Source organism: Chitinophagaceae bacterium, from assembly GCA_016710165.1.
Lineage (GTDB): Bacteria > Bacteroidota > Bacteroidia > Chitinophagales > Chitinophagaceae > Ferruginibacter.
The window spans coordinates 1,162,617-1,188,735 of record JADJLJ010000001.1 but is presented as its reverse complement, the minus strand read 5'-3'; the positions used below and the strand labels follow the sequence as shown (position 1 = coordinate 1,188,735).

The 26,119-nt window shown below is 46.3% G+C and carries 20 protein-coding genes; 19 read left to right on the top strand and 1 reads right to left on the bottom strand.

Going from position 1 to position 26,119, the window contains the following annotated elements:
- Position 1 precedes the first annotated feature (1 nt).
- The 17 genes from IPJ02_05255 to IPJ02_05175 all read left to right on the top strand — a co-directional run bounded on the left by IPJ02_05255 (position 2) and on the right by IPJ02_05175 (position 22,567).
- On the top strand, positions 2-1,000 hold the full coding sequence (locus IPJ02_05255; protein MBK7374977.1) for a pectin esterase: 999 nt from the start codon (positions 2-4) through the stop codon (positions 998-1,000).
- Positions 993-2,036, top strand: coding sequence for a Gfo/Idh/MocA family oxidoreductase (locus IPJ02_05250; protein ID MBK7374976.1), 1,044 nt, complete (start codon positions 993-995; stop codon positions 2,034-2,036). The genes IPJ02_05255 and IPJ02_05250 overlap by 8 nt, the downstream gene beginning before the upstream one ends.
- Positions 2,036-3,655 (top strand): glycoside hydrolase 43 family protein, encoded by a 1,620-nt coding sequence (locus IPJ02_05245; GenBank protein ID MBK7374975.1) that lies wholly within the window; start codon positions 2,036-2,038, stop codon positions 3,653-3,655. The genes IPJ02_05250 and IPJ02_05245 overlap by 1 nt, the downstream gene beginning before the upstream one ends.
- Positions 3,656-3,847: 192 nt before the next feature.
- Positions 3,848-5,242 (top strand): Gfo/Idh/MocA family oxidoreductase, encoded by a 1,395-nt coding sequence (locus IPJ02_05240; protein MBK7374974.1) that lies wholly within the window; start codon positions 3,848-3,850, stop codon positions 5,240-5,242.
- Positions 5,243-5,252: 10 nt separating this feature from the next.
- Positions 5,253-5,684 carry a nuclear transport factor 2 family protein gene (locus IPJ02_05235; GenBank protein ID MBK7374973.1) on the top strand — a complete coding sequence of 144 codons (432 nt, stop codon included), beginning with the start codon at positions 5,253-5,255 and terminating at the stop codon, positions 5,682-5,684.
- Between the two features lie 138 nt (positions 5,685-5,822).
- Positions 5,823-6,587 (top strand): SDR family oxidoreductase, encoded by a 765-nt coding sequence (locus IPJ02_05230; GenBank protein MBK7374972.1) that lies wholly within the window; start codon positions 5,823-5,825, stop codon positions 6,585-6,587.
- A 215-nt stretch (positions 6,588-6,802) separates the two neighbouring features.
- Positions 6,803-7,633: a 5-dehydro-4-deoxy-D-glucuronate isomerase gene (gene kduI / locus IPJ02_05225; GenBank protein ID MBK7374971.1), complete on the top strand. Its 831-nt coding sequence runs from the start codon at positions 6,803-6,805 to the stop codon at positions 7,631-7,633.
- Between the two features lie 185 nt (positions 7,634-7,818).
- Entirely contained in the window at positions 7,819-10,215 is a 2,397-nt protein-coding gene (locus IPJ02_05220; GenBank protein ID MBK7374970.1) for a right-handed parallel beta-helix repeat-containing protein, read from the top strand.
- Positions 10,216-10,344: 129 nt separating this feature from the next.
- The gene (locus IPJ02_05215) at positions 10,345-12,252 is read left to right on the top strand and encodes a glycoside hydrolase family 88 protein (protein MBK7374969.1); all 1,908 of its coding nucleotides are present in this window, start codon (positions 10,345-10,347) and stop codon (positions 12,250-12,252) included.
- Positions 12,252-14,285 (top strand): pectate lyase, encoded by a 2,034-nt coding sequence (pelA, locus tag IPJ02_05210; GenBank protein MBK7374968.1) that lies wholly within the window; start codon positions 12,252-12,254, stop codon positions 14,283-14,285. Before IPJ02_05215 ends, pelA begins: the two co-directional genes overlap by 1 nt.
- A gap of 19 nt (positions 14,286-14,304) precedes the next feature.
- Positions 14,305-15,822 (top strand): tagaturonate reductase, encoded by a 1,518-nt coding sequence (locus tag IPJ02_05205; GenBank protein ID MBK7374967.1) that lies wholly within the window; start codon positions 14,305-14,307, stop codon positions 15,820-15,822.
- Between the two features lie 3 nt (positions 15,823-15,825).
- On the top strand, positions 15,826-17,472 hold the full coding sequence (locus IPJ02_05200) for an altronate dehydratase (GenBank protein MBK7374966.1): 1,647 nt from the start codon (positions 15,826-15,828) through the stop codon (positions 17,470-17,472).
- Positions 17,473-17,576: 104 nt separating this feature from the next.
- The gene (gene uxaC, locus IPJ02_05195; protein MBK7374965.1) at positions 17,577-18,977 is read left to right on the top strand and encodes a glucuronate isomerase; all 1,401 of its coding nucleotides are present in this window, start codon (positions 17,577-17,579) and stop codon (positions 18,975-18,977) included.
- A gap of 21 nt (positions 18,978-18,998) precedes the next feature.
- Entirely contained in the window at positions 18,999-20,024 is a 1,026-nt protein-coding gene (locus IPJ02_05190; GenBank protein MBK7374964.1) for a sugar kinase, read from the top strand.
- Between the two features lie 11 nt (positions 20,025-20,035).
- A complete protein-coding gene (locus IPJ02_05185) occupies positions 20,036-20,488 on the top strand; it encodes a YhcH/YjgK/YiaL family protein (protein MBK7374963.1) in 453 nt (150 codons plus the stop codon).
- 41 nt (positions 20,489-20,529) lie between these two features.
- Positions 20,530-21,192, top strand: coding sequence for a bifunctional 4-hydroxy-2-oxoglutarate aldolase/2-dehydro-3-deoxy-phosphogluconate aldolase (locus IPJ02_05180; protein ID MBK7374962.1), 663 nt, complete (start codon positions 20,530-20,532; stop codon positions 21,190-21,192).
- Positions 21,193-21,208: 16 nt separating this feature from the next.
- Complete coding sequence (locus IPJ02_05175) at positions 21,209-22,567, top strand: MFS transporter (protein MBK7374961.1); 1,359 nt, start codon at positions 21,209-21,211, stop codon at positions 22,565-22,567.
- A 222-nt stretch (positions 22,568-22,789) separates the two neighbouring features.
- Here the strand turns inward: IPJ02_05175 and IPJ02_05170 are convergent, their stop codons facing one another.
- On the bottom strand, positions 22,790-24,226 hold the full coding sequence (locus IPJ02_05170; protein ID MBK7374960.1) for a PLP-dependent aminotransferase family protein: 1,437 nt from the start codon (positions 24,224-24,226) through the stop codon (positions 22,790-22,792).
- A 199-nt stretch (positions 24,227-24,425) separates the two neighbouring features.
- Here IPJ02_05170 and IPJ02_05165 point away from each other — a divergent pair, with 199 nt between their 5' ends.
- Entirely contained in the window at positions 24,426-24,953 is a 528-nt protein-coding gene (locus tag IPJ02_05165) for a GNAT family N-acetyltransferase (protein MBK7374959.1), read from the top strand.
- Between the two features lie 10 nt (positions 24,954-24,963).
- Positions 24,964-26,028 (top strand): branched-chain amino acid aminotransferase, encoded by a 1,065-nt coding sequence (locus tag IPJ02_05160; GenBank protein MBK7374958.1) that lies wholly within the window; start codon positions 24,964-24,966, stop codon positions 26,026-26,028.
- Positions 26,029-26,119 lie beyond the last annotated feature (91 nt).

Genomic DNA, 26,119 nt, shown 5'->3' with positions numbered 1-26,119 from the left:
GATGCGGTTAATAAAATTTCTTTTTCCTGTCCTGTTCCTGTCTGTTGCAGTATGGGATTCCTTTGCCCAAACAGCAAACCCGCAGCAGTATAAATATTTTTTTACCGTGGCAAAGGATGGCAGCGGCGATTACAGGACCGTGCAGGCTGCATTCGATGCCATTCCCGCCAATAACAGGAAACCAATAACGATCTTTGTCAAAGCAGGTGTTTATAAAGAGAAACTTTTACTGGATTCAACAAAGAATTTTGTTATGCTGACCGGGGAGAATAAATTCAATACCATTCTTACCTATGATGATCATACGGGCAAACTTTCTCCCAAAGGCGATACCATCAATACAAGAACATCGTGGAGTTTTAAGATACTGGCGGATAATTTTACTGCCAGCAACATCAGCTTTCAGAACGACGCCGGGTTTTCTGCCGGGCAGGCTGTTGCGGTTGAATGCAACGGGGATAAGGCCATGTTCAATAACTGCCGTTTCATCGGCAACCAGGATGTGCTGTTCACGAATAGCTCAACAAGCAGGCAGTATTACCAGCATTGTTACATAGAGGGTACCACGGATTTTATTTTTGGTTCGGCCACCGTATGGTTCGAGCAATGCCATATACACAGCAAAAAGAATTCGCATGTTACCGCTGCCTCCACACCGCCGGAAAAAAAAATGGGCTATGTATTCAATGATTGTGTGCTCACCGGTGATACTTCCCTGCACAATGTCTCCCTGGGCCGCCCCTGGAGGCCGTATGCGGCAGTGGTTTACATCCGCTGTTATATCGGACCCCATATAAAACCCGAAGGCTGGAGCAACTGGAATAATACAGACAATTACAAAACGACCCGGTATGCTGAGTACAAGAACTACGGCCCTTCGGCTGATGCTGCAAAAAGGGTAAGCTGGGCAAGGCAGTTGACGGATGAGGAAATGAAGGAATATGATGTGCTGAAATTTTTAAGCAACTTTACCTTACCTAAACAGAACGATGATGAGTAAGATAAAAACAGGGATATGTTCCTACGGTATGTCGGGTAAATTATTTCATGCTCCCTTCATTCACCAGCACCCGGGATATGAATTGGTTGCCGCCTGTGAACGGAGCAATAAGGAAATAGCTGAAAGGTATCCGGGAGTGACCAGCTATTCAACCATTGATGAACTGATGGCGGATGGTAACATCGAACTGATGATCATTAATACACCCAACTATACCCATTTTGATTATGCCAAAAGAGCGCTGCTTGCCGGCAAGCACATCGTGGTGGAGAAACCCTTTTGCAATACGGTGACTGAATGTGATGAACTGATGGCATTGGCAAAAGAAAGAAATAAGATGATCTCGGTTTATCAGAACCGCCGCTGGGACAGCGATTTTAAAACGGTACGGAAAGTAGTGGAAGAAAAGCTGCTGGGAGATATTGTGGAAGCAGAAATTCATTTTGACCGATACGATGAGAACCTCAGCTACAAGCTTCATAAGGAAACACCCGGTCCCGGTGCAGGGATATTTTATGACCTCGGTCCGCATTTGATCGACCAGGCCCTGCAATTGTTCGGAATGCCAACGGCTGTATTTGCTGATATAGCGATCATGCGGCCCATCAGCAAAGTGGATGATTATATGGAGATCCTGTTAATGTACAACCGGCTTCGGGTACGGCTGAAGTCGGGTTACCTGGTCAAAGAACCCATACCTTCCTATGTGGTACACGGTACCAAAGGTTCTTTTCTCAAATCACGGGCCGATGTACAGGAGAACCTGTTGAAGCAGTATACATCACCTGCCATACCCGGTTGGGGTTTGGAGCCGGAGACAGAGCAGGGTTTGCTGCATACAATCATCAATGGTGAAACGATCCGGAAAAGGATACCAACGGAGCGGGGCAATTATGGCGAATATTACAAACTGCTTTATGAAGCATTGCGGAACGGGGCGCCGCTTCCCGTAACCGCAGAAGACGGCCGCAACGTGATCGGTATCATTGAAAAATGTTTTGAAAGCGCTCAGCAGAAAAAAATAATTGACCTGTGATGATTTACAAGAAAAAAATAACGATCCTTCTTATGTGCTGTATTACCGCCGCTGTAAGTGCACAACAGAATAATGTTTCCAGGGTTTGGGTTGCAGATAACGGGAACGGTACATACAGGAACCCGGTCATTCATGCAGACTACAGCGATCCTGATGCAATACGGGTGGGGGATGATTATTACATGATCTCATCCAGTTTCAATCATGTGCCAGGGTTACCGGTATTTCATTCCAGAGACCTCGTGAACTGGTCCCTTATCGGGCATGTATTAAAACGTCAACTCCCTTTTGAACATTTCAGCAACGTACAGCATGGCAATGGGGTTTGGGCGCCTTCCATCCGTTATCACAAAGATGAGTTCTATATCTATTATCCCGATCCCGATTTCGGTATCTGGCTCACCCGGTCAAAGAATATCCTTGGCCCCTGGACCGACCCGGTCCTGGTGGAAGGAGGAAAGGGATTGATCGATCCCTGCCCGTTATGGGATGATGATGGTAACGTTTACCTCGTTCATGCGTATGCCGGAAGCCGTGCAGGGATCAAAAGCATCATCGTGGTAAAGCAACTGAATGCCGAAGCAACAAGAACGATCGATAACGGCGTGATCGTTTATGACGGGCATGATAAAGATCCCACCATTGAAGGCCCTAAATTTTATAAGCGGAATGGATACTATTACATATTCGCCCCTGCGGGAGGGGTAAGTACAGGCTGGCAGACCATACTCCGCTCAAAAAATATTTATGGCCCCTACGAAAGAAGGGTTGTGATGGACCAGGGTACCACTACGGTGAACGGCCCACACCAGGGCGCATGGGTTGCCACACAAACCGGGGAGGATTGGTTCCTGCATTTCCAGGATAAGGAAGCCTATGGACGGGTTGTTCACCTGCAACCCATGAAGTGGATCAACGACTGGCCGGTGATCGGTATGGATAAGGACGGTGATGGTACCGGTGAGCCGGTGTTGGTTCATAAGAAACCCAATGTGGGGGAAACCTATCCGGTGCAAACTCCTGCAGATTCGGATGAGTTCAGCGAAAAAAAGATCGGCCTTCAATGGCAGTGGCAGGCCAATCCAAAACCAACCTGGGCTTTTCCGGCTAACGGAGTGCTCCGCTTGTTCTCCGTACAGGTTGCCGACAGCAGTAAAAATTACTGGAATGTTCCCAACCTGCTGATGCAGAAATTCCCGGCAGAAGAATTCAAAGCCACCGCAAAGCTTTCTTTTAAACCCAGACTGGAAGGAGAGAAGGCCGGCATGATCATCTTTGGTGTTGATTATGCTTACCTGTCGGCAGTAAAAAAAGCAGATGGGAATTATATCTCGTTCAGCATGTGCAATGATGCGGATAAAGGGAAACCTGAAATTCTTATTGATGGAGAAAAGATGAAAGGGGATGAGATCTATATACGGGTGGAAGTAAGAAAAGGGGGGGAGTATGAATTCAGTTTCAGCGAGGACGGGAAAACATATACGTCATTTATTGAGAAACTGGTAGCTAAGCCCGGCAGGTGGGTGGGCGCTAAACTGGGCTTGTTCTGTACCCGTACAGCCAAAACAAATGATTCAGGATACGTGGATGTGGATTGGTTCAGGGTTGAATCGCTTTAGTCGTTTAAGACCTTGCATTCGTTGCATCGTCAAACACTGTTTAACCATGTAACGACCCAAACGATTGCAACGTCTTAAACGATTGCAACGTTTTAAACGAATGAAACGTCTTAAACGAATGTAACGTCTTAAACGATTGTAACGTCTTAGCGGATCAGACTTTTTAAACAGTATAAACCTAAACTCGTTATTATGGAACGCAGAAAATTTCTTGGTTATACAGCCGCCACGGGAGCAGCACTGATGCTTCATCCTTTTGAAAGTTTTGCATTGCCGGCTGCTGGTAAGATAAAACTGGCGCAGGTTGGTACAGGTCACAGGGGTTCGGGTTTTTGGGGAAGGGAATTGCTGAAGAATTTTGGATCGGTGGTTGAGTTCACCGGCTTATGCGATATCAACCCCGGAAGAGTGGCTTATGCAAAAGAGGTCTATAAAATAAACTGTCCCACGTTCACCAGTTTTGACGAAATGCTGGAAAAGGTGAAAGCGGATTATATCATTGTAACCACGGTGGACGCCACCCACGATGAATTTATTGTAAAAGCGCTTGACAAAGGCTTTCATGTGATCACTGAAAAACCAATGACGACCGACGAGTTGAAGTGTAAACGGATACTGGATGCAGAAAAAAGATCAGGGAAGCGGGTAACGGTTGCATTCAACTACCGCCACAGCGTGCACAACATGCAATTGAAGGAATTGCTGGCAAAGGAACGGGTTGGCAGGATCACATCGGTTGATTTTAACTGGTACCTGAATGTATACCATGGGTCGGATTATTTCCGCAGGTGGCATGGCCGCATGGCAAAAAGCGGTTCCTTGTGGGTGCATAAAGCCACCCACCATTTCGACCTGCTGAACTGGTGGCTGAATTCGGAACCGGTGGAAGTATCGGCATACGGAAGCCTGGAGCATTATGGAAAGAATAATTCATTCAGGGGAACGAAATGCCGGGGATGCGAGCACAAGGGCAATTGTAAATTTTATTGGGACATCAGCAAAGACCAGCGGCTCGTGGATCTTTATGTAAAGAACGAACAGCACGATGGCTATATAAGAGACGGTTGTGTATGGAGCAATGAAATAGATATCTACGATAAGATGTCGGCGCAGATCATTTATGCAAACGGCGTTACCGCTAATTATTCACTCACTACCTATTCGCCGTATGAAGGCTGGCAGATCGCATTCAATGGCATGAAAGGCAGGATCGAAACATGGGAGGATATTCCTTACCTGCAAAAATTGCCCGATGACCAGGCCAGCCGCCATGCCATGGAGATGAGTAATGCCGATGATGCCATTGCCGGTGAGTTCAGGGAGATCATGGTGATGGACAATTTTGAAAAGAACTATGAAATATTCACCACGCCAAAGATCAAGGGCGGGCATGGTGGTGGAGACCAGCGGATGCAGCGGAGGATATTTGTTGACCCAACCGATGATCCGCATCATGTAATGGCCGGGACCAGGGATGGGGCGATGTCGGTATTGATCGGTATTGCTGCCCGGGAAAGCATCCGGCAGAAACGACCGGTAAAGATTTCTGAATTAACCGACCTGGTGCCGATGGCAAACAGGTACTAAAATCATATCAATGAAAAAGATCATCACGATCCTCTTTATATCAGTTACCATCTTAAGCACTGCAAAAGCACAAAGCAAACAGGAAATTGCGGTTGCAGATGCTGTTGAACAGATGCGCAAGGCAAGGGTGGATGCAGATTCAGCCATGCGGGATAAACTCAGTTCGGAAAAACTGAGTTACGGTCATTCCAGCGGGCATATAGATGACAAGGGAGTATTCATCCGGAAGATCATTTCCGGCAAGAGTGATTTTGTAACACTGGAACTCCCGGAACAGACCATTTCGGTGAGTAAGAATACGGCCATTGTACGGCATAGATTCAATGCGGTTACCAATGACAACGGGAAGCCCGGTGAAGTACATTTGTCCGTATTGCAGGTATGGCAAAAGCAGCATGGACATTGGATCCTGCTGGCCCGCCAGGCAGTGAAGATCCAATAGGAAAGGGGGGTAAAAAACCCCTCCGGAAAACCGGTATCGTTATCGGGAACGATTGCGTAAATAAACCTGTTTTATTGCTCTTTAACCTGAGATTATTTTGGTAAAATTGATATGCTATAACGATTGGTTGTAATGAAAATATTTGACCTTTTTACCCTTACTGACAAGACCGCTTTAGTTACCGGCTGTAACAAAGGCATCGGCAAAGCCATGGCCATTGGCCTCGCAGAGGCAGGGGCTGATGTTATTGGCGTTTCTGCAAATATGCCCCTCTCCGGCAGTGACATTGAAAAAGACATTACTTCACTCGGAAGATCATTCAGGCCTTATCAATGTGATTTCAGCGACCGGGCATCGCTCAGGGATTTTATTCAGAAAGTTACTGCAGAAAATGAGCGCATTGACATCCTGGTGAATAACGCGGGGATGATCCTCCGTGGCCCGGCAGCAGAACACAGTGATGAGTTCTGGGATAAAGTGATTGCCGTGAACCTCGATGCTCAATTCATACTTACAAGGGAGGTCGGTAAAAAAATGATACAACAGGGAAGCGGCAAGATCATTTTTACTGCTTCATTGTTGAGTTTCCAGGGCGGTATAAATGTGCCCGGGTATGCAGCAAGCAAAGGTGCCATCGCCAGCCTGATAAAGGCCTTTGCCAATGAATGGGCTTCCAAAGGGATCAATGTGAATGGGATCGCACCGGGTTATATAGCCACGGATAATACCGAAGCATTGCGGAATGACCCGGACAGAAGCCAATCTATTTTAAGCAGGATACCTGCCAGCCGTTGGGGCCAGCCGGATGACTTTAAAGGCGTGACCGTTTTTTTGGCCAGCGCCGCCAGCGATTATATGAACGGGACCATTATTACGGTGGATGGCGGATGGATGGGGAGGTAGAATTCAAATACCTCACCCCAACCCCTCTCCTGGGGGAGAGGGAACCCGAAGATAAAGGCGGAGATTAATGCGAAGGGTAATGGCAAAATGGAATTGTTGATAGGGTTAATGATGAATAAGGCAATGATGATGAAAAGTAAAAAACAAATGTTTAACTAATAAAATGAAGCCCGGCCTCCCTCTCCTCTGGAGAGGGAATGAGGGTGAGGTAAAAAATGCAAATAAGATTTCACAACAGCGCTAAGGAAGTAAGTACGATGACGACTGAAGAATTACGGAGTAATTTCCTGATCACATCATTGATGCAGGAAGATGTATTGACACTGGTCTATTCTCACTACGACCGGATGATCATCGGGGGTGTGATGCCGGTCAGCAGAACTGTTGCATTGCCGACCTACGAGGCGCTGAAAGCAAAATATTTTCTGGAAAGAAGGGAACTCGGCATCATCAATGTGGGTGGCGACGGAGAAATAAAAGTGAACGGGAAAGTCTACGACATAAACAAACTCGATTGCCTGTATGTTGGAAGGGGCAGTGAAAAAATTTCTTTCAAAAGCAAAAAGAAGGACAGTCCCGCAAAATTCTATTTATTATCTGCTCCTGCCCATCACGTTTATGCAACAAGGCTGATGAAAAAGGAAAAAGCAATGCCCGTGGAAATGGGAGCCATAGCAACCGCCAACCAGCGCACCATTTATAAATACATCCATGCTGCAGGAATTAAAAGCTGCCAATTGGTGATGGGCCTGACCATTTTAAAGGAAGGGAGCGTGTGGAATACGATGCCCACGCATGTACATGACCGCCGGATGGAAGCCTATTTCTATTTCGACATACCGAAAGACCAGAAAGTGATCCACCTGATGGGAGAGCCAACCCGGACAAAACACCTGGTGGTAAGCAATGACGAGGCCATCATATCGCCGCCCTGGAGCATCCACAGCGGATGCGGTACCAGCAATTACGGATTTATCTGGGGCATGGCCGGTGAGAACCAGGATTATGCGGATATGGACATGGTTGATATAAATAAATTAAAATAAAAGCCCCTATCCCCTGAAGGGGAAATGGAGGAGATCAGTACGAAGAATAAATCGCTGAAAAAGAATGGTTGTTAGAATTAGTGATGAAGAAGTTAACAATGATGAAAAGTAAAAACAAATGTTTAATTAATAAAATAAAGCCTGGCCTCCCTCTCCAAAGGGAGAGGGAATGAGGGTGAGGTCAAATGAAAAAATACATAATCATAGTATCTCTTGTCATCAGCGGCTTTTCTTTTTTCTTACCCGAAAGAAAAGTAACGGTTTTTTTAATTGGCGACAGCACCATGGCCAATAAACCGCTGGATGATAACCCGGAAAGGGGCTGGGGGCAGTTCTTTCCAAAATACATGACCGATGAGATCGAGGTACAGAACCACGCGGTGAACGGAAGGAGCACCAAAAGTTTCATCAATGAACACCGCTGGGATACGGTGATGAGCCGGTTGAAGGCGGGTGATTATGTGATGATCCAGTTCGGGCACAACGATCAGAAAGCGGAAGACAGTAACCGTTCTGCACCGGCACACACGTTGTATAAACAAAACCTGATCCGTTTTGTGAATGATGTAAGGAGTAAAGGAGCAAATCCGGTACTGATCACCCCGGTGATGCGGAGAAAGTTTGATGCAACGGGTAAATTCATTGACCAGCATGGCGAATATCCCGTGGTGGTGAAGGAAGTAGCTGCCCGGATGAATGTGCCTTTGATCGACCTGCATAAAAGCAGCGAAGCACTGATCGTGAAGGAAGGCGTGGAGGGATCAAGACGTTTCTTTCTTACCATTCCTCCCGGGCACTTTAAGAATTACAGGGGCAAAGCAGAAGATAATACCCATTTCAGTGAATACGGCGCTGCTTCGGTGGCTTCATTGGTTTGCCAGGGCATCAAAGAACAAAACCTGCCGCTGGCAGAATATTTAAAGCCATCCGACTTTAAAGAAAAGTTTGCCTTCGAACTGCCTAAGATCTATACACCGCACTTTAAGAAAGACACATTCAATATCCTCCGTTATGGCGCCATTGCAGATGGAATGACACTGAATTCTGCCGCCATCAACAAAACAATTGAAGAATGCGCCAAACAGGGCGGAGGCACCGTTCTGATCCCAAGAGGTTCCTTTGTTACCGGTCCGGTCATTATGAAAAGCAATATCAACCTGCACCTCGCCAAGGGTGCCCTGGTGATATTCAGTCCCGACTTTAACCAATATCCATTAGTTGTTTCTTCTTTTGAAGGAGTAGATGCGGCCAGGTGCCAGTCGCCGCTTGTTGCCGAAAATTTAGAGAACATTGCCATCACCGGAAAGGGCATTATGAATGGTAATGGGTATTACTGGCGGCCTGTTAAAAAAGATAAATTAACAGAAAGTGAATGGAAGAAACACCTGAAAGAGTTCGGCGGGGTGCTCACCGCCGATAAAAAAATGTGGTATTCTTCCGAAAAAGCATTGAAAGGTTCTTTGACAAACAACATCGGTAAACTTACCGATGGAAAAACGTTGAAAGATTTTGAAGAAGTGAAAGATTACCTGCGGCCGAACATGATCCGTATCTATCAATGCAGGAACATACTGATCGAAGGGGTGACTTTTGAGAACTCTCCCGCCTGGACCACCCACCTGATGATGAGTGAGCACATCACAATAAAGAACCTGAAAGTCAAGAATCCCTGGTATGGCACCAATACCGATGCCCTTGACCTGGAGAGTTGTAAGAATGCCCTGGTGGAAGACTGCAGCTTCGATACCGGCGATGATGGCATCTGTATCAAAAGCGGCCGTGATGCCGAAGGAAGAAAAAGAGGAATGCCCACCCAGGATATCATCGTTAATAACTGCACGGTATATCATTCACATGGCGGCTTTGTGGTGGGCAGTGAAATGAGTGGGGGGGCAAAGAACCTTTTTGTGAGCAACTGCACATTTATTGGAAGCGACATCGGCTTGCGGTTTAAAACCACCCGGGGAAGAGGCGGTGTGGTGGAAAATGTTTATGTGAACAATGTGAACATGAAGGATATTCCTGCCGAAGCCATCCTGTTTGATATGTACTATATGGCAAAGGACCCGGTGGTACTTGCCGGCGAGAAAAGAGAACCCCCGAAGGTTGAATTCAAGCCGGTGGATGAAACGACACCGCAGTTCCGTAATTTCTTTTTCCGCCACATCACCTGCAATGGAGCTGCCAAAGGGATCTTTGTGCGTGGTATCCCGGAGATGCACATTAAAAATATCTGGATCGAGAATGCCGTATTGCAGGCCAATGAAGGGATAGATATACAGGAGGCCAACAACATCAACCTGAAGAACATAACCATGATCAGCAGGAATACGAACCCGGTGGCGTATGTATTGAACAGCGACAGCATTACCATGGATGGGTTGAAATTCAAAGACAGCGCTGATGTACTGGCCATGGTGCAGGGCGACCGGACAAAGAACATCAGTATCATCAATACCGATGCAGCAAAGGCAAAGCAGAAATTGATAGCCGGTTTTGGTTCTGCAGATGCGGTAGTAAACTGGATGCAACAACCGGTTGTTGAAGAAAAGAAGAAAAAAACAAAAGCAAAGAAAAATTAACCTCACCCCAGCCCCTCTCCAAAGGAGAGGGAGAAGGAGGGTGAAGTAAAAAAGATGAATAAAGAACAAATGTACAAGAGTGCGACGCCTGTGAAACTGAGTAAAGATAAAATGCCGGTAAAAAAGAAAATGAAAAAACTGTATTTCATAAGTGTGTTACTGATCGTTGCTGCAGCAACCAATGCGCAGCAAATACCATACTCACAGCAAATGGCACAGACCGCCATGCGTACCTGGCCCGATTCGTTTGCCGTGAAACCGGGCAATCCTGCCCGGTGGAGCTACGACCAGGGTGTGATCCTGAAAGGGATCGGGGGTATCTGGAAATTGTATGGGGATGCGGCATACTTCAGGTACATCCAGCACAGCATGGATTATTATGTACGGGAGGACGGAACTATAAAAGATTATAGGCGGGATGAGTTCAATATCGATCATACCAACAATGGCAAACTGGTGATGATGTTATACAATATCACCGGTAAGGAGAAATATAAAAAAGCGATCGATCATATCCGCAGCCAGTTCAATGATCATCCGCGGACAAAGGAAGGCGGGTTCTGGCATAAGAAAATATACCCCTGGCAGGTATGGCTGGATGGGTTGTACATGGGCCAGCCTTTTTATGCTGAGTACGCCAAATGGGCAAAGCAGGATACGGTGTTTGATGATATTGCCCGGCAGTTCATCAATATTGAGCGGCATACCCGTGATGCAAAGACAGGTTTGCTGTATCATGGATGGGATGAAAGCAAAGAACAGCAATGGGCCAATAAGGAAACAGGCTGCTCTCCGCATTTCTGGGGCAGGGCCATGGGCTGGTATGGCATGGCCATGGTGGATGTGCTGGATCATTTTCCGGCCAATCACCCGGGCAGGGATTCGATCATTAAAATACTGAACCGTTTTGTGACCGCCGTAGCCAACGTACAGGATGCAGGATCGGGTTTATGGTACGACATCCTTGATCTGCCCAACCGGGAAAAGAATTATAAAGAAGCATCTGCCTCCTGTATGCTGGTGTATACCATTGCTAAAGCAGTGCGCAAAGGATATATCCCGGCATCCTATTCTAAGAATGCGAAAAGAGGATATGCCGGCATCCTGAAAGAATTCATTGAAGTGGACGCCAATGGGCAAACCAATTTAAAAGGGACTGTGAGTGTTTCCGGCCTGGGTGGCAAACCGTATCGTGACGGCAGTTTTGAATATTACATGCGTGAACCGGTTGTAGTGAATGATCCAAAAGGAATGGGCGCTTTTATTTTATGCAGTGTGGAGATGGAAATGGCTGCAATGCCAAAACCCGGCATGGGGAAAAAAGTGGTGATGGATAATTATTTCAACAATGAATGGAGGAAGAACGGGTATGGTGTAAATGTCCGAAGACATTATACCTGGGATGATACGGAGAATGGAGGCTTCAGCCTGTTTGGAAATATCTGGCAAACCTATGGAGCAACATTAGGCGAATTGGATGTTGCACCAACCGTTGCTGATTTAAAAGGAGCTTCTGTTTACATCCTGGTTGACCCCGATGGAATAAAGGATACGAAGACCCCGAACTATATGAATGAAAGATCGGCTACGGAAATAGCCAATTGGGTAAAACAAGGGGGCGTTTTACTGATCATGGCCAATGATACTTCCAACTGCGACCTGGAACATTTTAATATGCTGCCGGAAAAATTCGGCATCCGCTTTACCAATAAGAGCCGTAATATGGTTCAGGGCAGCGAGTTTGAAACGGGGGCCGTTTATAACAGAACAGCAAATCCTGTTTTCAGCAAGACAAAAAAAATGTACCTGAAAGAATTAAGCACCCTGGCGGTTAAAAGACCGGCACAGGCATTAATAAGCCAGGAGGGAGATGTGATCATGGCTACGGCCCGGTTCGGTAAGGGAACCGTGTTTGCGGTGGGTGATCCATGGCTGTACAACGAATACCTGGATGGAAGGAAGATACCTGCTGAATACCAGAATTTTCCGGCAGCCAATGAACTGGTGAAATGGTTATTAACCCAGGCAAAAAAATAATGAAGATCAACGGAAAAATATTATTTGTAGCCGCCGCAATTCTTTTTGCCGGTACAACCGTATTTGCTCAAAAACAAATTACCGTTGCACCGGATGGATCAGGGGATTTCAGGTCTATACAGGAAGCCATCAACAGTTTGCCGGCAGCTGCAAAAGAGCAGCGTGTTATTCTGATAAAGAACGGAATCTACAAGGAAAAAATATTCATTGATAAGGACTTCATCACGTTGAAAGGGGAGGATCCTGAAAAAACGATCGTAACCATTGCCCAGGCCAGGGATGAATGGCGTTGCGATAATAAAGACGATTATGGAACAGCCACCCTCAATCTGAAAGGGAGTGACATTTCCCTGGAGAATTTATCTTTCATCAACAGTTATGGAAAAGATAATACGAAAGAAAGGTCAATTGCCTGTGCCAGCGACAGCGGGAAAACAAAGACCATAAGGCCATACGGGCACCAGATGGCTTTACGTTCGTTCAATACGACCAGGCTGATCGTTAAGAACTGCATCTTCCGTGCCTATGGCGGCGATACCGTAAGTCCCTGGAACACCGATAACGGCATGTTCTATTTCAAAGACTGTATCATGGAGGGTGGGGTTGACTTTTATTGTCCACGGGGTTGGGCGCTGGCCGAAAATTGCACATTCATCTGCCGGGATAAGAACGCTGCCATCTGGCACGACGGAAGCAGGTATGAAAGATCAAAAACTGTCCTGGTCAATTGTAAATTCATGGGTGATGATGATTTTAAACTGGGACGTTACCACCGGGATGCACAGTTTTACCTGCTCAACTGCAGTTTTGCAAAAAATATGGCAGACGCCGATATTTACCTGGTGCCAACCAATAATACCATTCTTTGGGGCAGGAGAGTGTATTATTATAATTGTAAGAAAGAAGGAGGCGATTATGCCTGGCACAAAAATAACCTGCCTGCCGGTTTTGGCATCAATGATTTTAATGTGCCCTGGGTATATGATCATAAATGGGATCCAACCGGGGAAGAAATTAAAATGGATCCACGGATTACGGATGAAGCTGTTGGGGAAAGGATCATCCGGGATTCGGTTGCGGAGAATATGCTGCTTTACCAGCGCAGCAACGGCGGCTGGCCAAAACAATTCAAAGCGGCCGCGGTTAATTACAAAAGAACGTTGGCAACGGATGAACTGAAGGAGTTGAAGGCAGGATATAGTGAAGGCATTGACGCCAGCATTGACAACGGCGCCACCACAAAAGAGATCAGGTACCTGGCCAAAGCGTTTAAAAATACAGGCGATAAACGGTTCCTGGAAGCTGCACAACGGGGCGTTGATTATTTATTAAAGGCACAATATGCCAATGGTGGCTGGCCGCAGTTCTACCCGGATCTCAGCGGTTATAGAAGCCAGGTCACGTATAACGATAATGCGATGATGAATGTACTGAATGTATTATACGATATTGTTTATAAGGTAAACGACATGGACGTTGTTGATGCAGCGTATGCTGATAAATGCGTTGATGCCATTGTAAAAGGCGTTCAGTGTATCTTAAAAACACAATGGAAGCAAAACGGGAAACTGACTGCCTGGTGTGCCCAGTATAATGCCAAAACATTGGAACCGGAAATGGCAAGGAAATTTGAACTGGTTTCGCTTAGTGGCATGGAATCCGTTGGCATTGTCCGTTTCCTGATGCGTATCGAAAAACCATCACCGGCCATTGTTGAGGCGGTAAATGCTGCGGTGGAATGGTTCAATAAAGTGAAGATCACCGGTTATAAGTATGTGGATGTAGAAGCACCCAATGAAAAAAGCGGCCGCGACAGGGTTTTGCAACCGGATAGCGCCGGCCTGTTGTGGGCCAGGTTTTACGACATGAATACGAATGAACCTTTTTTCACGGGGCGTGACAGTGAACGGAAAAGATCCATTACCGAGGTAGAGAATGAGCGGCGCACAGGTTATGCCTGGTATGGAGCATGGGCGGCAAAGTTGCTGGCAACGGAATACCCCGCCTGGCTGCGGAAACTGAATAAGAACTAAAAGGAGATCGATATTAATTATGTTACTCTCAAAATATAACCTGAAGAATATAAGTGCAACGGATGCTCCGGTTCCCGATGCAGCGCTGTTTGACCTGCCGGAGAAGGTACTGCAGTTCGGAACAGGGGTGTTGCTTCGCGGATTGCCCGATTATTTTATCGACAAGGCTAACAAGCAGGGGATATTCAATGGCAGGATCGTGGTGGTCAAATCAACCGATGGCGGGGATGCAAGTGCGTTTGAAAAACAGGATGGCTTGTATACGGTATGTATGCGTGGAGTGGAAAACGGAAAAAAATATGAGGAGGATATCATTAATGCTTCCATCAGCCGGGTACTTTCTGCAAGATCAGAATGGAACAAAGTATTGGAATGTGCCCATAACCCGCAATTGAAGATCATCATTTCCAATACGACCGAGGTAGGCATACAACTGGTACAGGATGATATTCGCCGGCACCCGCCGGTCTCTTATCCCGGCAAGTTGCTGGCTTTTTTATACGAACGCTACAAAGCCTTCCAGGGAAGCAGGCAGTCGGGCATGTTGATCGTGCCAACCGAACTGATCATTGACAATGGTAAGAAACTGGAATCGATCGTAATAGAACTTGCACATCTCAATGGCCTTGACGGAAGTTTTATTGACTGGCTGGAGAAGGCGAACCGGTTTTGTAATTCACTCGTTGACCGGATCGTTCCCGGGAAACCGGAAGCAGATCTTAAGAAAGCAATTGAGAATAAGCTCGGCTATTCAGATGAACTGCTTATCATGAGTGAAGTATACCGGCTCTGGGCCATTGAAGGCGACGAGGAAGTAGCCGATGTTCTTTCCTTTGCCCAGGCGGATAAGGGCGTGGTGATCGCCAAAGACATCAACCTGTTCCGGGAACTGAAATTACGCCTGCTGAATGGTACACACACGCTAAGCAGCGGCGTGGCATTCCTTTCCGGTATTGATACGGTCAAAAATGCCATGGATGACCTGCAGGTGCAGCATTTCATCAGCACATTGATGCAGGCTGAGATTGCTCCGGCCATACCGTATCCGGCCACTTCCGGGCAGACAAATGAATTTTCTGTCAATTGCCTCGACCGGTTCCGTAACCCGTATATCAACCACCCGTGGCTGAACATAACCATGCAGTATTCATCCAAGATGCGGATGAGGGTTGTTCCGGTATTGCTGAATTATTATTCATTGTTCAATGCGGTGCCCTGGAATATGGCAACGGGATTTGCGGCTTATATTTACTTTATGAAAGCGGTAAAGGAAGAGGGTGGAAATTATTACGGCAGGCTCCGGGGTAATTTCTATCCCATACAGGACGATAAGGCATTTTACTTTTTCAAAAAATGGCAAAGCGCCAAACCCAGATCGATGGCTGTTTCCGTTTTACGGGATACTGCTCTCTGGGGACAGGACCTGTCTTCCCTGCCCGGGTTCGCAGAAGCCGTGCAGGAAAAATTAAATGCGATTGAAGAACTGGGTATGGCAGCGGTAATGGATACGCTGCAATCAAAAAAAAATATAGCATAACCGATGAAGCAGAGATTAATAAAGGTTCACCCCGGGGATAATGTACTGGTGGCTTTGACAAACCTGTCGAAGGGGGAGAACCTGAATTTTAATGCAGAAGAATTCATCCTGCAGAACGACATTCCTGCCAAACATAAATTTGTTACCACGGATCTTGCCAAAGGCGATTCTGTGATCATGTATGGCGTACTGGTGGGTAAAGCACAAATGGATATTCCCAAAGGCGGCATCATTTCCACCAGTAACCTGAAACATGCAGCAGAACCTTTTGCTTACCGGAAAGTGAATTATGAGTGGACGGCCCCGGATGTTTCAAAATTTGCCGGCCGGACCTTTAATGGTTATCACCGGAATAACGGCGAAGTGGGCACGGCTAATTACTGGCTCTTCATCCCCACCGTGTTCTGTGAGAACCGCAACCTGGATGTGATAAGGGAAGCCTTGCAGAATGAATTGGGATATGCCGTTACAGATAAATACAAGCAATACACAAAAAAATTACTGGAGGCTTATAATAATGGACAGGATATTTCATCTGTGAACCTGGCTCCTCCCTCTCCTTTGGAGAGGGCCGGGGTGAGGTATTTTAAAAATGTGGATGGCATCAAATTTTTAAATCACCAGGGAGGGTGTGGCGGTATACGGCAGGATGCTGCTGTGCTGGGAAAACTGCTGGCTGCATATGCCAATCATCCCAATGTGGGGGGCGTTACCGTATTGAGCCTGGGATGCCAGAACCTGCAGGTACAGGATCTTGTAAATGACCTGAAGCAATTAAATCCAAACTTCGAAAAGCCATTATATATTTTTGAACAGCAGCAATCCCAAAGCGAAGAACAACTGATCGCCGAAGCCATTCAGAAAACCTTCAGCGGCCTGATCGAAATAAATAAACAGGAAAGAAGACCGGCGCCACTCAGCAAATTATGCATCGGGGTAAAATGCGGCGGCAGCGATGGGTTCAGCGGTATCTCGGCAAACCCGGCCGTTGGTTATTGCAGCGACCTGGTGGTTGCCCTGGGTGGGAGGATATTGCTGGCAGAATTTCCTGAACTGTGTGGCGTGGAGCAGAACTTGATTGACCGTACAAAAGAGGAAGCAGCTGCCAGGAAATTCATCAGCCTGATGACCAGTTATAATGAATCTGCGTTGAAAGTGGGATCGGGTTTTCACATGAACCCTTCCCCGGGCAATATTAAAGATGGGTTGATAACCGATGCGATAAAAAGTGCAGGTGCAGCAAAAAAAGGGGGTACATCGCCGGTAGTGGATGTGCTGGATTATACAGAGCCTGCTACTAAACCTGGCTTGAACCTGGTTTGTACACCGGGTAATGATGTGGAAGCAACAACCGGCAAAGCAGCCAGTGGCGCCACGTTGATCTTATTCACCACCGGGCTGGGCACACCAACCGGCAACCCGGTTTGCCCAACGATCAAGGTTTCCACAAACAGTAACCTTACCAAACGAATGAATGACATCATCGATATTGATTGCGGGCCCGTGATAGAAGGAGACAAAACGATCGAGCAGATGGGAGAAGATATCCTGGAATATTGCATCAAAGCCGCCAGCGGGGAAGTGATACCCAAAGCGGTGTTATTAAATCAAGACGATTTTATTCCATGGAAGAGAGGGGTTTCTTTGTAATTATTGACCAAACAGAACTAAAGATTAACCGCTAAGACACGGAGACGCAAAGTAAATACAGGTGCTTTACAAAACTTAGCGTCTTGGCGGTAAAAAAACAGAAGATGAAAAAATTCTTAGACGAAAATTTCCTGCTTCAGAATAAAACGGCTCAGCAATTATATAATGATTTTGCCAGGCTGCAGCCCATCATTGATTATCACAATCATTTGCCTCCTGACCAGATCGCCAATGACGTCAGTTTTGAGAACCTGACAAAAATATGGCTGTACGGGGATCATTATAAGTGGCGGGCCATGCGTACCAACGGGATCAATGAAAAGTATTGTACAGGTAATGCAACGGATTACGAGAAGTTTGAAAAATGGGCGGCTACCGTTCCCTATACGATGCGCAACCCCCTTTATCACTGGACACACCTGGAGCTGCAGCGCTATTTTGGAATAGATACGATATTGAATGCCGGCAGTGCCAAAGCCATTTACGATGAAGCATCGGCTAAATTACAAACAGCCGGATATTCGGTCCGTAACCTGCTGCGTAAAATGAATGTGAAAGTGCTCTGTACAACCGACGACCCGACCGATTCATTGGAGCATCATCAAAAGATAAAGGCTGATGCATTTGAGATAAAGATATTGCCGGCCTATCGCCCCGATAAAGCCATGAACGTGGATGATGTTGCAGTGTTCAATGCATATGTAGATAAAGTACAGCAGGTATCCGGTGTTTCTGTTTCTTCTTATGCTGATTACCTGGATGCTTTAAAGAAACGTCATGACTTTTTTGCTGCCAATGGCTGTTCTGTTTCCGATCACGGGCTGGAACAGGTATATGCAGAGGATTATACCGATGCAGAAATAAAGAACATCTTTGATAAACTAAGGGGCGGTAAAGAAATAACGTATTCTGAGAACCTCAGATTCAGATCAGCGATGCTGGTTGAATTTGCTAAATGGGACCATGAGAAGGGATGGGTGCAACAATATCATTTGGGTGCATTGCGAAACAACAATGCCCGTATGCTGAAACAACTGGGCGCTGATACGGGATGGGATTCCATCGGGGATTTCAGCCAGGCAAAGGCGCTGTCAAAATTTTTAAACAAACTGGATGAGACCGACCAGCTGGCCAAGACGATCCTGTATAACCTGAACCCGGCCGATAATGAATTAATGGCTACCATGATCGGTAACTTTAATGATGGTTCGGTGGCCGGCAAGATACAGTTTGGTTCTGCCTGGTGGTTCCTCGACCAGAAGGACGGGATGATCAAACAGATCAATGCCTTATCCAACATGGGGCTGCTGAGTAAATTTGTTGGCATGCTTACCGACAGCCGGAGTTTTATGAGTTATCCACGCCACGAATATTTCAGGCGCATACTTTGCAACCTGTTTGGAGAAGAAATGGAGAGTGGTGAATTGCCGGATGATATTGCACAGGTGGGAAAAATAATTGAAGACATCTGTTATCACAATGCGAATAACTACTTTAAATTTTAAACAATAAAAATCAAGTAATAAATGAGCAAGAAAGTTGTAACCCTCGGGGAGATCATGTTGCGTTTGTCAACGCCCGATTTTAAACGTTTTGTACAGGCCGATACATTTGATATAACCTACGGTGGCGGAGAGGCCAATGTAGCCGCTGCTTTATGTAACTATGGGCTCCATGGAACTTTTGTAACAAAGGTCCCGAATAATCCCATTGGGCAGTCAGCCATCAATCATTTGAGGCGGTACGGCGTGGATACCCAATTCATTGCCCGGGGCGGTGACAGGCTCGGCATCTATTTCTTAGAAACAGGTGCATCCATGCGTGCCTCGCAGGTGGTGTATGACCGGGCGGGCGCTTCCATTGCAGATGTGGATATTGCTGAATTTGATTTTGACAAAATTCTGGAAGGCGCTGCCTGGTTTCATACCACGGGTATTACACCTGCATTGAGTGATAAAGCCGCTGCATTGACCGAAGCGGCGCTGAAAGCGGCTAAAGCAAAAGGCATCACTACCAGCATTGATCTCAACTACCGGAAAAAACTCTGGAGTAAGGAAAAGGCAAGAGAAGTGATGAGCAGGCTCTGCCAGTATGTGGATGTTTGTATCGGCAACGAAGAAGATGCGGATACAACCCTTGGCTTTAAAGCAAAAGATACGGATGTAACCAAGGGGGAATTGAACCTGGATGGTTTCAAAGACGTTTTTAAACAAATGAAAGACAAATTCGGATTTAAATACATCGCTTCTTCGCTGCGTGAAAGCCACAGCGCAAGTGACAATGGCTGGAGTGCACTGGTATATGACGGGAAGGAATTCTATCATACCAAAAAATATGAAGTGAGGATCGTTGACCGGGTGGGAAGCGGTGATTCCTTTGCAAGCGGCTTTATTTACGGCCTTGTAACCGGCATGCCCATGCCCGAGGCTGCTGAATTTGGCGTGGCGGCAAGTGCTTTAAAACATACCATTCCCGGTGATTTAAATCACGCTACATTAAGTGATGTAAAAGACCTGGTGAAAGGGGATGGCAGTGGAAGGGTTCAACGTTAAAATAAAAGACCATGATCATAGACACTATACAGAACGCATCTAAATATTACAGCACCCATCCATTATTCGCTAAGGCATTTGAATATATCCGGTCTGCTGACCTGGATAGTATTGAGATGGGTAAATACGAAATTGATGGCGATGACCTGAAAGCAATTTTCTCTGCTAAGGTGGGAATGACAGCTGAAGCGTCTGTGGCAAAATTCGAATGTCATAATAATCACATCGACATACAGCTTTGCATCCATGGCGTTGAACAGATCGGCTGGAAGCCCCGCGAAAAATGCAGCAGGGAGAATGGAGGATATAACCCCGAAAAGGATGTACAGTTATATACCGAAAGTCCCGACATGTATTTTCAATTAACAGATGGACAATTCGCCATTTTCTTTCCCGAAGATGTGCATGCACCGATGATCGGTGATGCAGAAATAAAAAAACTGGTGATCAAAGTAAAGATTTAATGACTTGCCCCTGCATCCATGCCGGGGTTTAAATAAATGACATGAGCAAAACACAGCAAATAACAGATGCGATCATAAAGCAGGGAATTCTTCCTTTATATTTCAATGCCGACGAAACGGTGAGTATTGAAACACTCAGGGCCCTGCACAGCGCAGGCATCCTGGCAGTGGAGTATACCAACCGCGGCGATGCAGCGCTGAACAATTTCAAAAAAATGGTTACGGTACGGAATGCTGAAATGCCGGGCATGTTACTCGGTGTTGGCACCATCAAGAATATGGAGCATGCAACCGGTTATGTAAATGCGGGTGCAGACTTCCTGGTTAGTCCGGGGTTTGTAAAGGAAGTGGCAGACTATGCTGTAGCGAATGATATTTTCTATGCACCCGGCTGTATGACCCCCTCAGAAATTATAGCTGCTGAAAATGCCGGGTTGAAGTTCATTAAACTCTTCCCGGGCAATATGCTGGGCCCGTCTTTTTTAAGCGGGATAAAAGATATCTTTCCAAAACTGCTGTTTATGCCCACAGGCGGCGTGGATACCACCAGGGAAAATATAGCCGGTTGGTTCAAGGCGGGTGTTTGTGCGGTAGGGATGGGCAGCAAATTAGTAAGTAAGGAAGTAATGGCCAATAAACAATATGATCTTCTCATAGAAGAAACAAAGAAGGTGATGGCCATCATCAGCGATTGCAGGAAATAAATCTTAAACAGGCTATATGAATATGGAAAAAACCGGGAAATACCGCTGGACGATCTGCGCCCTTTTATTTTTTGCAACCACGGTCAACTACCTCGACCGGCAGGTATTGAGTTTACTGGCGCCCGATCTTTCAAAAGAATTTGACTGGAGTAATACCGACTATGCCAATATCACATCCGTATTCCAGTTTGCCTATGCCATATCCATGTTGTTTGCCGGGCGGTTCATTGATAAGCTTGGAACAAAAAAAGGCTTTACCTGGGCCATCATCATCTGGTCGCTGGCGGCGGTGATGCATGCGTATGCCATTGAGATCGGCAGCGTTTTCTCTGGCCTGTTTGCATCCATCGGCCTGGTGATACCAGTATCCATTTTAGGTTTCATGATCTCCCGGGCAGTACTGGCATTTGGCGAAGCGGGCAACTTTCCGGCTGCCATCAAAGCAACAGCCGAGTATTTTCCAAAAAAGGAAAGGTCATTTGCCACGGGGATCTTTAACTCCGGCGCCAATGTTGGTGCCATACTTGCGCCGCTTACTGTTCCCTGGATAGCAGTGAACTGGGGATGGCAGACAGCCTTCATATTGATCGGCGCGATCGGTTTTATATGGGTGATCTTCTGGTGGATATTTTATGATAAGCCTGAAAAACAAAAGCGGTTATCCAAAGCGGAATTCGACTACATTCATTCAGATGCAGATGAGGCCGTTGCCGTTACCGAACAAAAGGAAAAAGTGAACTGGTTCAAACTGCTGGGGTATAAACAAACCTGGGCCTTTGTGTTTGGTAAGTTCATGACGGATGGCGTTTGGTGGTTCTTTTTATTCTGGTTGCCTAAATACCTGGAAGCACAATATGGAATGGTGAAAACAGAGATCATGCTGCCCCTGGCTGTACTGTATAGTATGACCATGTTCGGCAGTATTGGCGGGGGATGGTTCCCTACTTATTTTATACGCAAAGGATATACGGCTTATGATGGCCGCATGAAAGCCATGCTGCTCATTGCACTATTCCCATTGGTCGTATTGGCCGCACAACCCCTTGGATACATCAGTTTCTGGATCCCTGTAATACTCATCGGTATCGGGGCATCGGCACACCAGGCATGGAGTGCGAATATCTTTACCACTGTATCCGATATGTTTCCCAAAAAAGCCGTGGGTTCTGTGGTGGGCATTGGTGGCATGGCAGGCGGACTGGGCGGCGTACTCATCTCAAAATCCGGCGGAGCCTTGTTCGATCATTACAAAGCACTGGGACATATCCAGACAGGGTACACTATTATGTTTGCGGTTTGCGCCGTGGCTTATTTGATTGCCTGGGTGGTGATGAAAAGCCTGGTGCCTAAATACAAACCCATTACGGACCTGTAATTTTATCAGATCATTTTTTTGGACGCCCCGGCGTGGTCTTTGACCAGCCGGAACCGGTAAGACATTCTAATTACCTGAATAACGGGTCAACATCCCAAAACTATCTTTTTTTACCGCTAAGCCTTAACTGGAACCTGGGCAAGAGACGTAAGCGACCGTACTTTCTTTGGTGGCTGGTAATAGACCACGCCACGGCGAACCCTTTACAGACCTGTAATTTTCTCAGATCATTTTTTTGATGAGCTTTCCCAGCATCATCAGCCCATAATCCATATCATCGTTCCAGGGTTTTCCAAAACAGATGCGGATGCAGTGGCCATAGTTGTTGCCCGAAGAGAATATCTTACCCGGTACAATGGAGATATGATGCTTCATGGCTTCGGTCCGCAACTTAAATGCATTCACTTTCTTATTCAGCTCCAGCCATAGGATGAATCCCCCATGCGGCCTCGAAACCTTTGTAGCGGGTGGAAAATATTTGATGATGGCCTGTACATACCGCAGGCTTTGTATGTGCAGGGCCCGGCGGAGGTTCTTTAAATGAAATTCGTAACGGCCGTTCTTTAAATAATGTGCAATGGCAGCCTGGGTAAGGGTAGGGCCGCTGATGTTCTGTATCCGCTTCAGTTGTTTTACCTGTTCAAAGAATTTACCGGGTATCACCCAGCCAATGCGGTAGCCCGGGCTGAGTGATTTGGAAAGGGAGGAACAATACATCACCAAACCTTTTGTATCGTAATACTTGCAGTTCTTCGGCCTTGTCTTTCCGAAATACAGTTCCCCATAAATATCATCTTCGATCAGCGGGATATTGTGTTTGGTGATGAGTTCCACCAGTTTCTTCTTGTTCTCATCCGGCATGCAACTGCCCAGCGGGTTATTGAAGTTGGGAATGAATACGCAGGCTTTGATCGGGAATTTCTTAATTGCTTTCTGAAGATGATCCAGGTCAACCCCGTTGATGGGATCGGTTGATATCTCCACCACTTTTAATCCCAGGCTTTCAATGGCCTGGTAAATACCAAAGTACGTTGGACTTTCGATGGCAACAGTATCACCGGGGGATGTTACTGCTTTTAAACATAAACTGATCGCTTCTAAACAACCTGAAGTGACAATTACCTCGTCGGGTTTTACATTGCCTCCCCAGTTAAAGGCAAGTTTGGTGATCTGTTTGCGCAGCTCCACATTGCCCTGGGTATGTTCATAATCCATGCAGTGGTCCTTTGTGTTGCGCAAGGCATACATCACCGACTTATTCAGTTTGGCGCCGGGCAACAAAGAAGCATCGGGAACCGCCAGTGCAAAATTGGTGATGCCGGTAGCTGCAATATCGGTATAGATAGAGGCGATCATTTCCTTCACACTCACATCATGCGATACGGCATCGGGTGTTACCAGGTTGGGCAGATCCGGGAACCGGTTATGGTTGAACCGTACATAGTAACCCGACTTGGGTCTCGACTCGATCAATCCCCTTCCTTCCAGGTGGTAATAGGCCTGGAATGCCGTGCCCATGCTGATCCCGTACTTATCGCTCAGCAGCCGCACCGAAGGGAGTTTGTCGCCGATCTTTAGTACTTCTTCGGAGATCATTTTTTCCAGGCCATCGGCCACCTGTATGTACAAATGGTCATCTGAATTGAAGGTTGTTTTCATTGCTTTAAAATCTGATATAGTCAAAAATACAAAATCTGAATCTGTTTTAAATAAAAAAAATGAGCAAATTTTGTTGGGTCAATTTAAAAACCCGCGATTGGTTAATTGGTTAAATAGTTAATTGGTTAATTGGTTAATTGGTTTATAGGGTTTGCGACCTTATGTTTTTTGTACAGGTATTAGTTTTAACACGTGAAAGATGAATGGTATAAAAATAATTGACTACCGGCCGGAGCATCAGCCCTGTTTTGAAAGGTTAAACCGGCACTGGATAGAAAAATACTTTGTGATGGAACCGGTGGATGCGTTTGTGCTGACAAACCCCGGTGAGGCACTGCTTGAACCCGGCGGTGCTGTTTTAATGGCAAGCTGGGATGGCGAGATCGCCGGAACGGTTGCACTACGTAAAGTGGATGACCGTACGTTTGAATTCACCAAGATGGCGGTGGATGAAAGATTCCGGCGCAGGGGAATTGCCGAAGCATTGAGCCTTGCCAGTTTTAGAAAAGCAAAGGAGCTGGGAGCAGAAACGGTGATCCTTTATTCAAACAGCATTCTTACCGGGGCGATCAGGCTATATGAAAAGATCGGGTTCAGGCATGTTCCGGTTGGGGATACTGAATACAAACGATCCGATGTAAAAATGAAGATCGAAATTTCCGGAACAGCAGGATCGACCCTTCAACCCATCAACCCTTCAACCATTTCAACCATTTCAACCATTTAAACCTTTCTATATGGAAACAACAGCAGACATTATGATTCGTAAAACAACCAACTCCCGCCTTAAGGAAGTGGATTTTGACAACCTGGAATTTGGTAAATACATATCCGACCACATGCTGGTTTGTGATTATGCCCACGGCGAATGGAAAGATCCGCAGATCGTTCCCTATGCCAACCTCTCCATGAGCCCTTCGGCATTGGCCCTGCATTATGGGCAAACCGTTTTTGAAGGCATGAAGGCCTTCCGCATGCACGATGGAAGCATCAATATATTCCGGATGGACAAGCATTACGACCGCTTTGTAAGATCGTTGCAACGGATGTGCATGGCAGTGGTACCTAAAGATATTTTTGTGGAAGGGTTGAGACGGCTGGTTGAATTGGACAAGGACTGGGTTCCGTCAAAACCCGGCCATGCCCTTTACCTGCGCCCATTTGTGTTTGCCAGCGAGGCAAGGTTTGGCGTAAAAGTATCTGATGAATACCGCTTCGTGATATTCACCGGCCCGGTACCTTCTTTATATGCCGATCCGATAAAGGTGAAAGTGGAAACACAATACATCCGGGCTGCAAAGGGCGGAACAGGTTTTGCAAAATGCGGTGGTAATTACGGTGCTGCTTTCCTGCCCACCCAACAGGCAAGGCTTGAAGGATATGACCAGGTGTTATGGACGGATGGTATTGAACATAAATACATCGAGGAATCAGGCATGATGAACGTGATGTTTGTCATTGATGGTAAACTGGTAACAGCACCCTTATCCGATTCTATATTGGATGGTGTAACAAGAGATTCTTTGCTTACGCTTGCACAGGATCTGGGCTTTAAAACGGAAGAGCGGCCTGTAGCCGTTGCCGAACTGGAAGATGCGTTTAAAAAAGGAACCATTACCGAGGCTTTTGGTGCAGGTACCGCAGCAGTTGTGGCACCCATCAAAACCATTCACATCAATGGGATCGATTACAGCCTTCCGCAATACGATGCAAACAAACTGCAGTTTAAATTAAAAGCAGGTTTGGAAAATATCCGTCTCGGTGTAAGTACGGATGTGCATGGATGGAATTATATGTTATAAAGTTGGTTCTTAAATAGCAGGTACTCCGTGTGAGAACAAGGTATCTGTGTTTCCAGGTGGTTCAGACCATTTTGCCACATGGGAACACAGA

Bases quoted from the DNA above. Each gene is read 5' to 3' on its own strand.
- IPJ02_05255 (MBK7374977.1), top strand. From the start codon at position 2: ATGCGGTTAATAAAATTTCTTTTTCCTGTCCTGTTCCTGTCTGTTGCA.
- IPJ02_05250 (MBK7374976.1), top strand. From the start codon at position 993: ATGAGTAAGATAAAAACAGGGATATGTTCCTACGGTATGTCGGGTAAA.
- IPJ02_05245 (MBK7374975.1), top strand. From the start codon at position 2,036: ATGATTTACAAGAAAAAAATAACGATCCTTCTTATGTGCTGTATTACC.
- IPJ02_05240 (MBK7374974.1), top strand. From the start codon at position 3,848: ATGGAACGCAGAAAATTTCTTGGTTATACAGCCGCCACGGGAGCAGCA.
- IPJ02_05235 (MBK7374973.1), top strand. From the start codon at position 5,253: ATGAAAAAGATCATCACGATCCTCTTTATATCAGTTACCATCTTAAGC.
- kduI (MBK7374971.1), top strand. From the start codon at position 6,803: ATGCAAATAAGATTTCACAACAGCGCTAAGGAAGTAAGTACGATGACG.
- IPJ02_05220 (MBK7374970.1), top strand. From the start codon at position 7,819: ATGAAAAAATACATAATCATAGTATCTCTTGTCATCAGCGGCTTTTCT.
- IPJ02_05215 (MBK7374969.1), top strand. From the start codon at position 10,345: ATGAAAAAACTGTATTTCATAAGTGTGTTACTGATCGTTGCTGCAGCA.
- pelA (MBK7374968.1), top strand. From the start codon at position 12,252: ATGAAGATCAACGGAAAAATATTATTTGTAGCCGCCGCAATTCTTTTT.
- IPJ02_05205 (MBK7374967.1), top strand. From the start codon at position 14,305: ATGTTACTCTCAAAATATAACCTGAAGAATATAAGTGCAACGGATGCT.
- IPJ02_05200 (MBK7374966.1), top strand. From the start codon at position 15,826: ATGAAGCAGAGATTAATAAAGGTTCACCCCGGGGATAATGTACTGGTG.
- uxaC (MBK7374965.1), top strand. From the start codon at position 17,577: ATGAAAAAATTCTTAGACGAAAATTTCCTGCTTCAGAATAAAACGGCT.
- IPJ02_05190 (MBK7374964.1), top strand. From the start codon at position 18,999: ATGAGCAAGAAAGTTGTAACCCTCGGGGAGATCATGTTGCGTTTGTCA.
- IPJ02_05185 (MBK7374963.1), top strand. From the start codon at position 20,036: ATGATCATAGACACTATACAGAACGCATCTAAATATTACAGCACCCAT.
- IPJ02_05180 (MBK7374962.1), top strand. From the start codon at position 20,530: ATGAGCAAAACACAGCAAATAACAGATGCGATCATAAAGCAGGGAATT.
- IPJ02_05175 (MBK7374961.1), top strand. From the start codon at position 21,209: ATGAATATGGAAAAAACCGGGAAATACCGCTGGACGATCTGCGCCCTT.
- IPJ02_05170 (MBK7374960.1), bottom strand. From the start codon at position 24,226: ATGAAAACAACCTTCAATTCAGATGACCATTTGTACATACAGGTGGCC.
- IPJ02_05165 (MBK7374959.1), top strand. From the start codon at position 24,426: ATGAATGGTATAAAAATAATTGACTACCGGCCGGAGCATCAGCCCTGT.
- IPJ02_05160 (MBK7374958.1), top strand. From the start codon at position 24,964: ATGGAAACAACAGCAGACATTATGATTCGTAAAACAACCAACTCCCGC.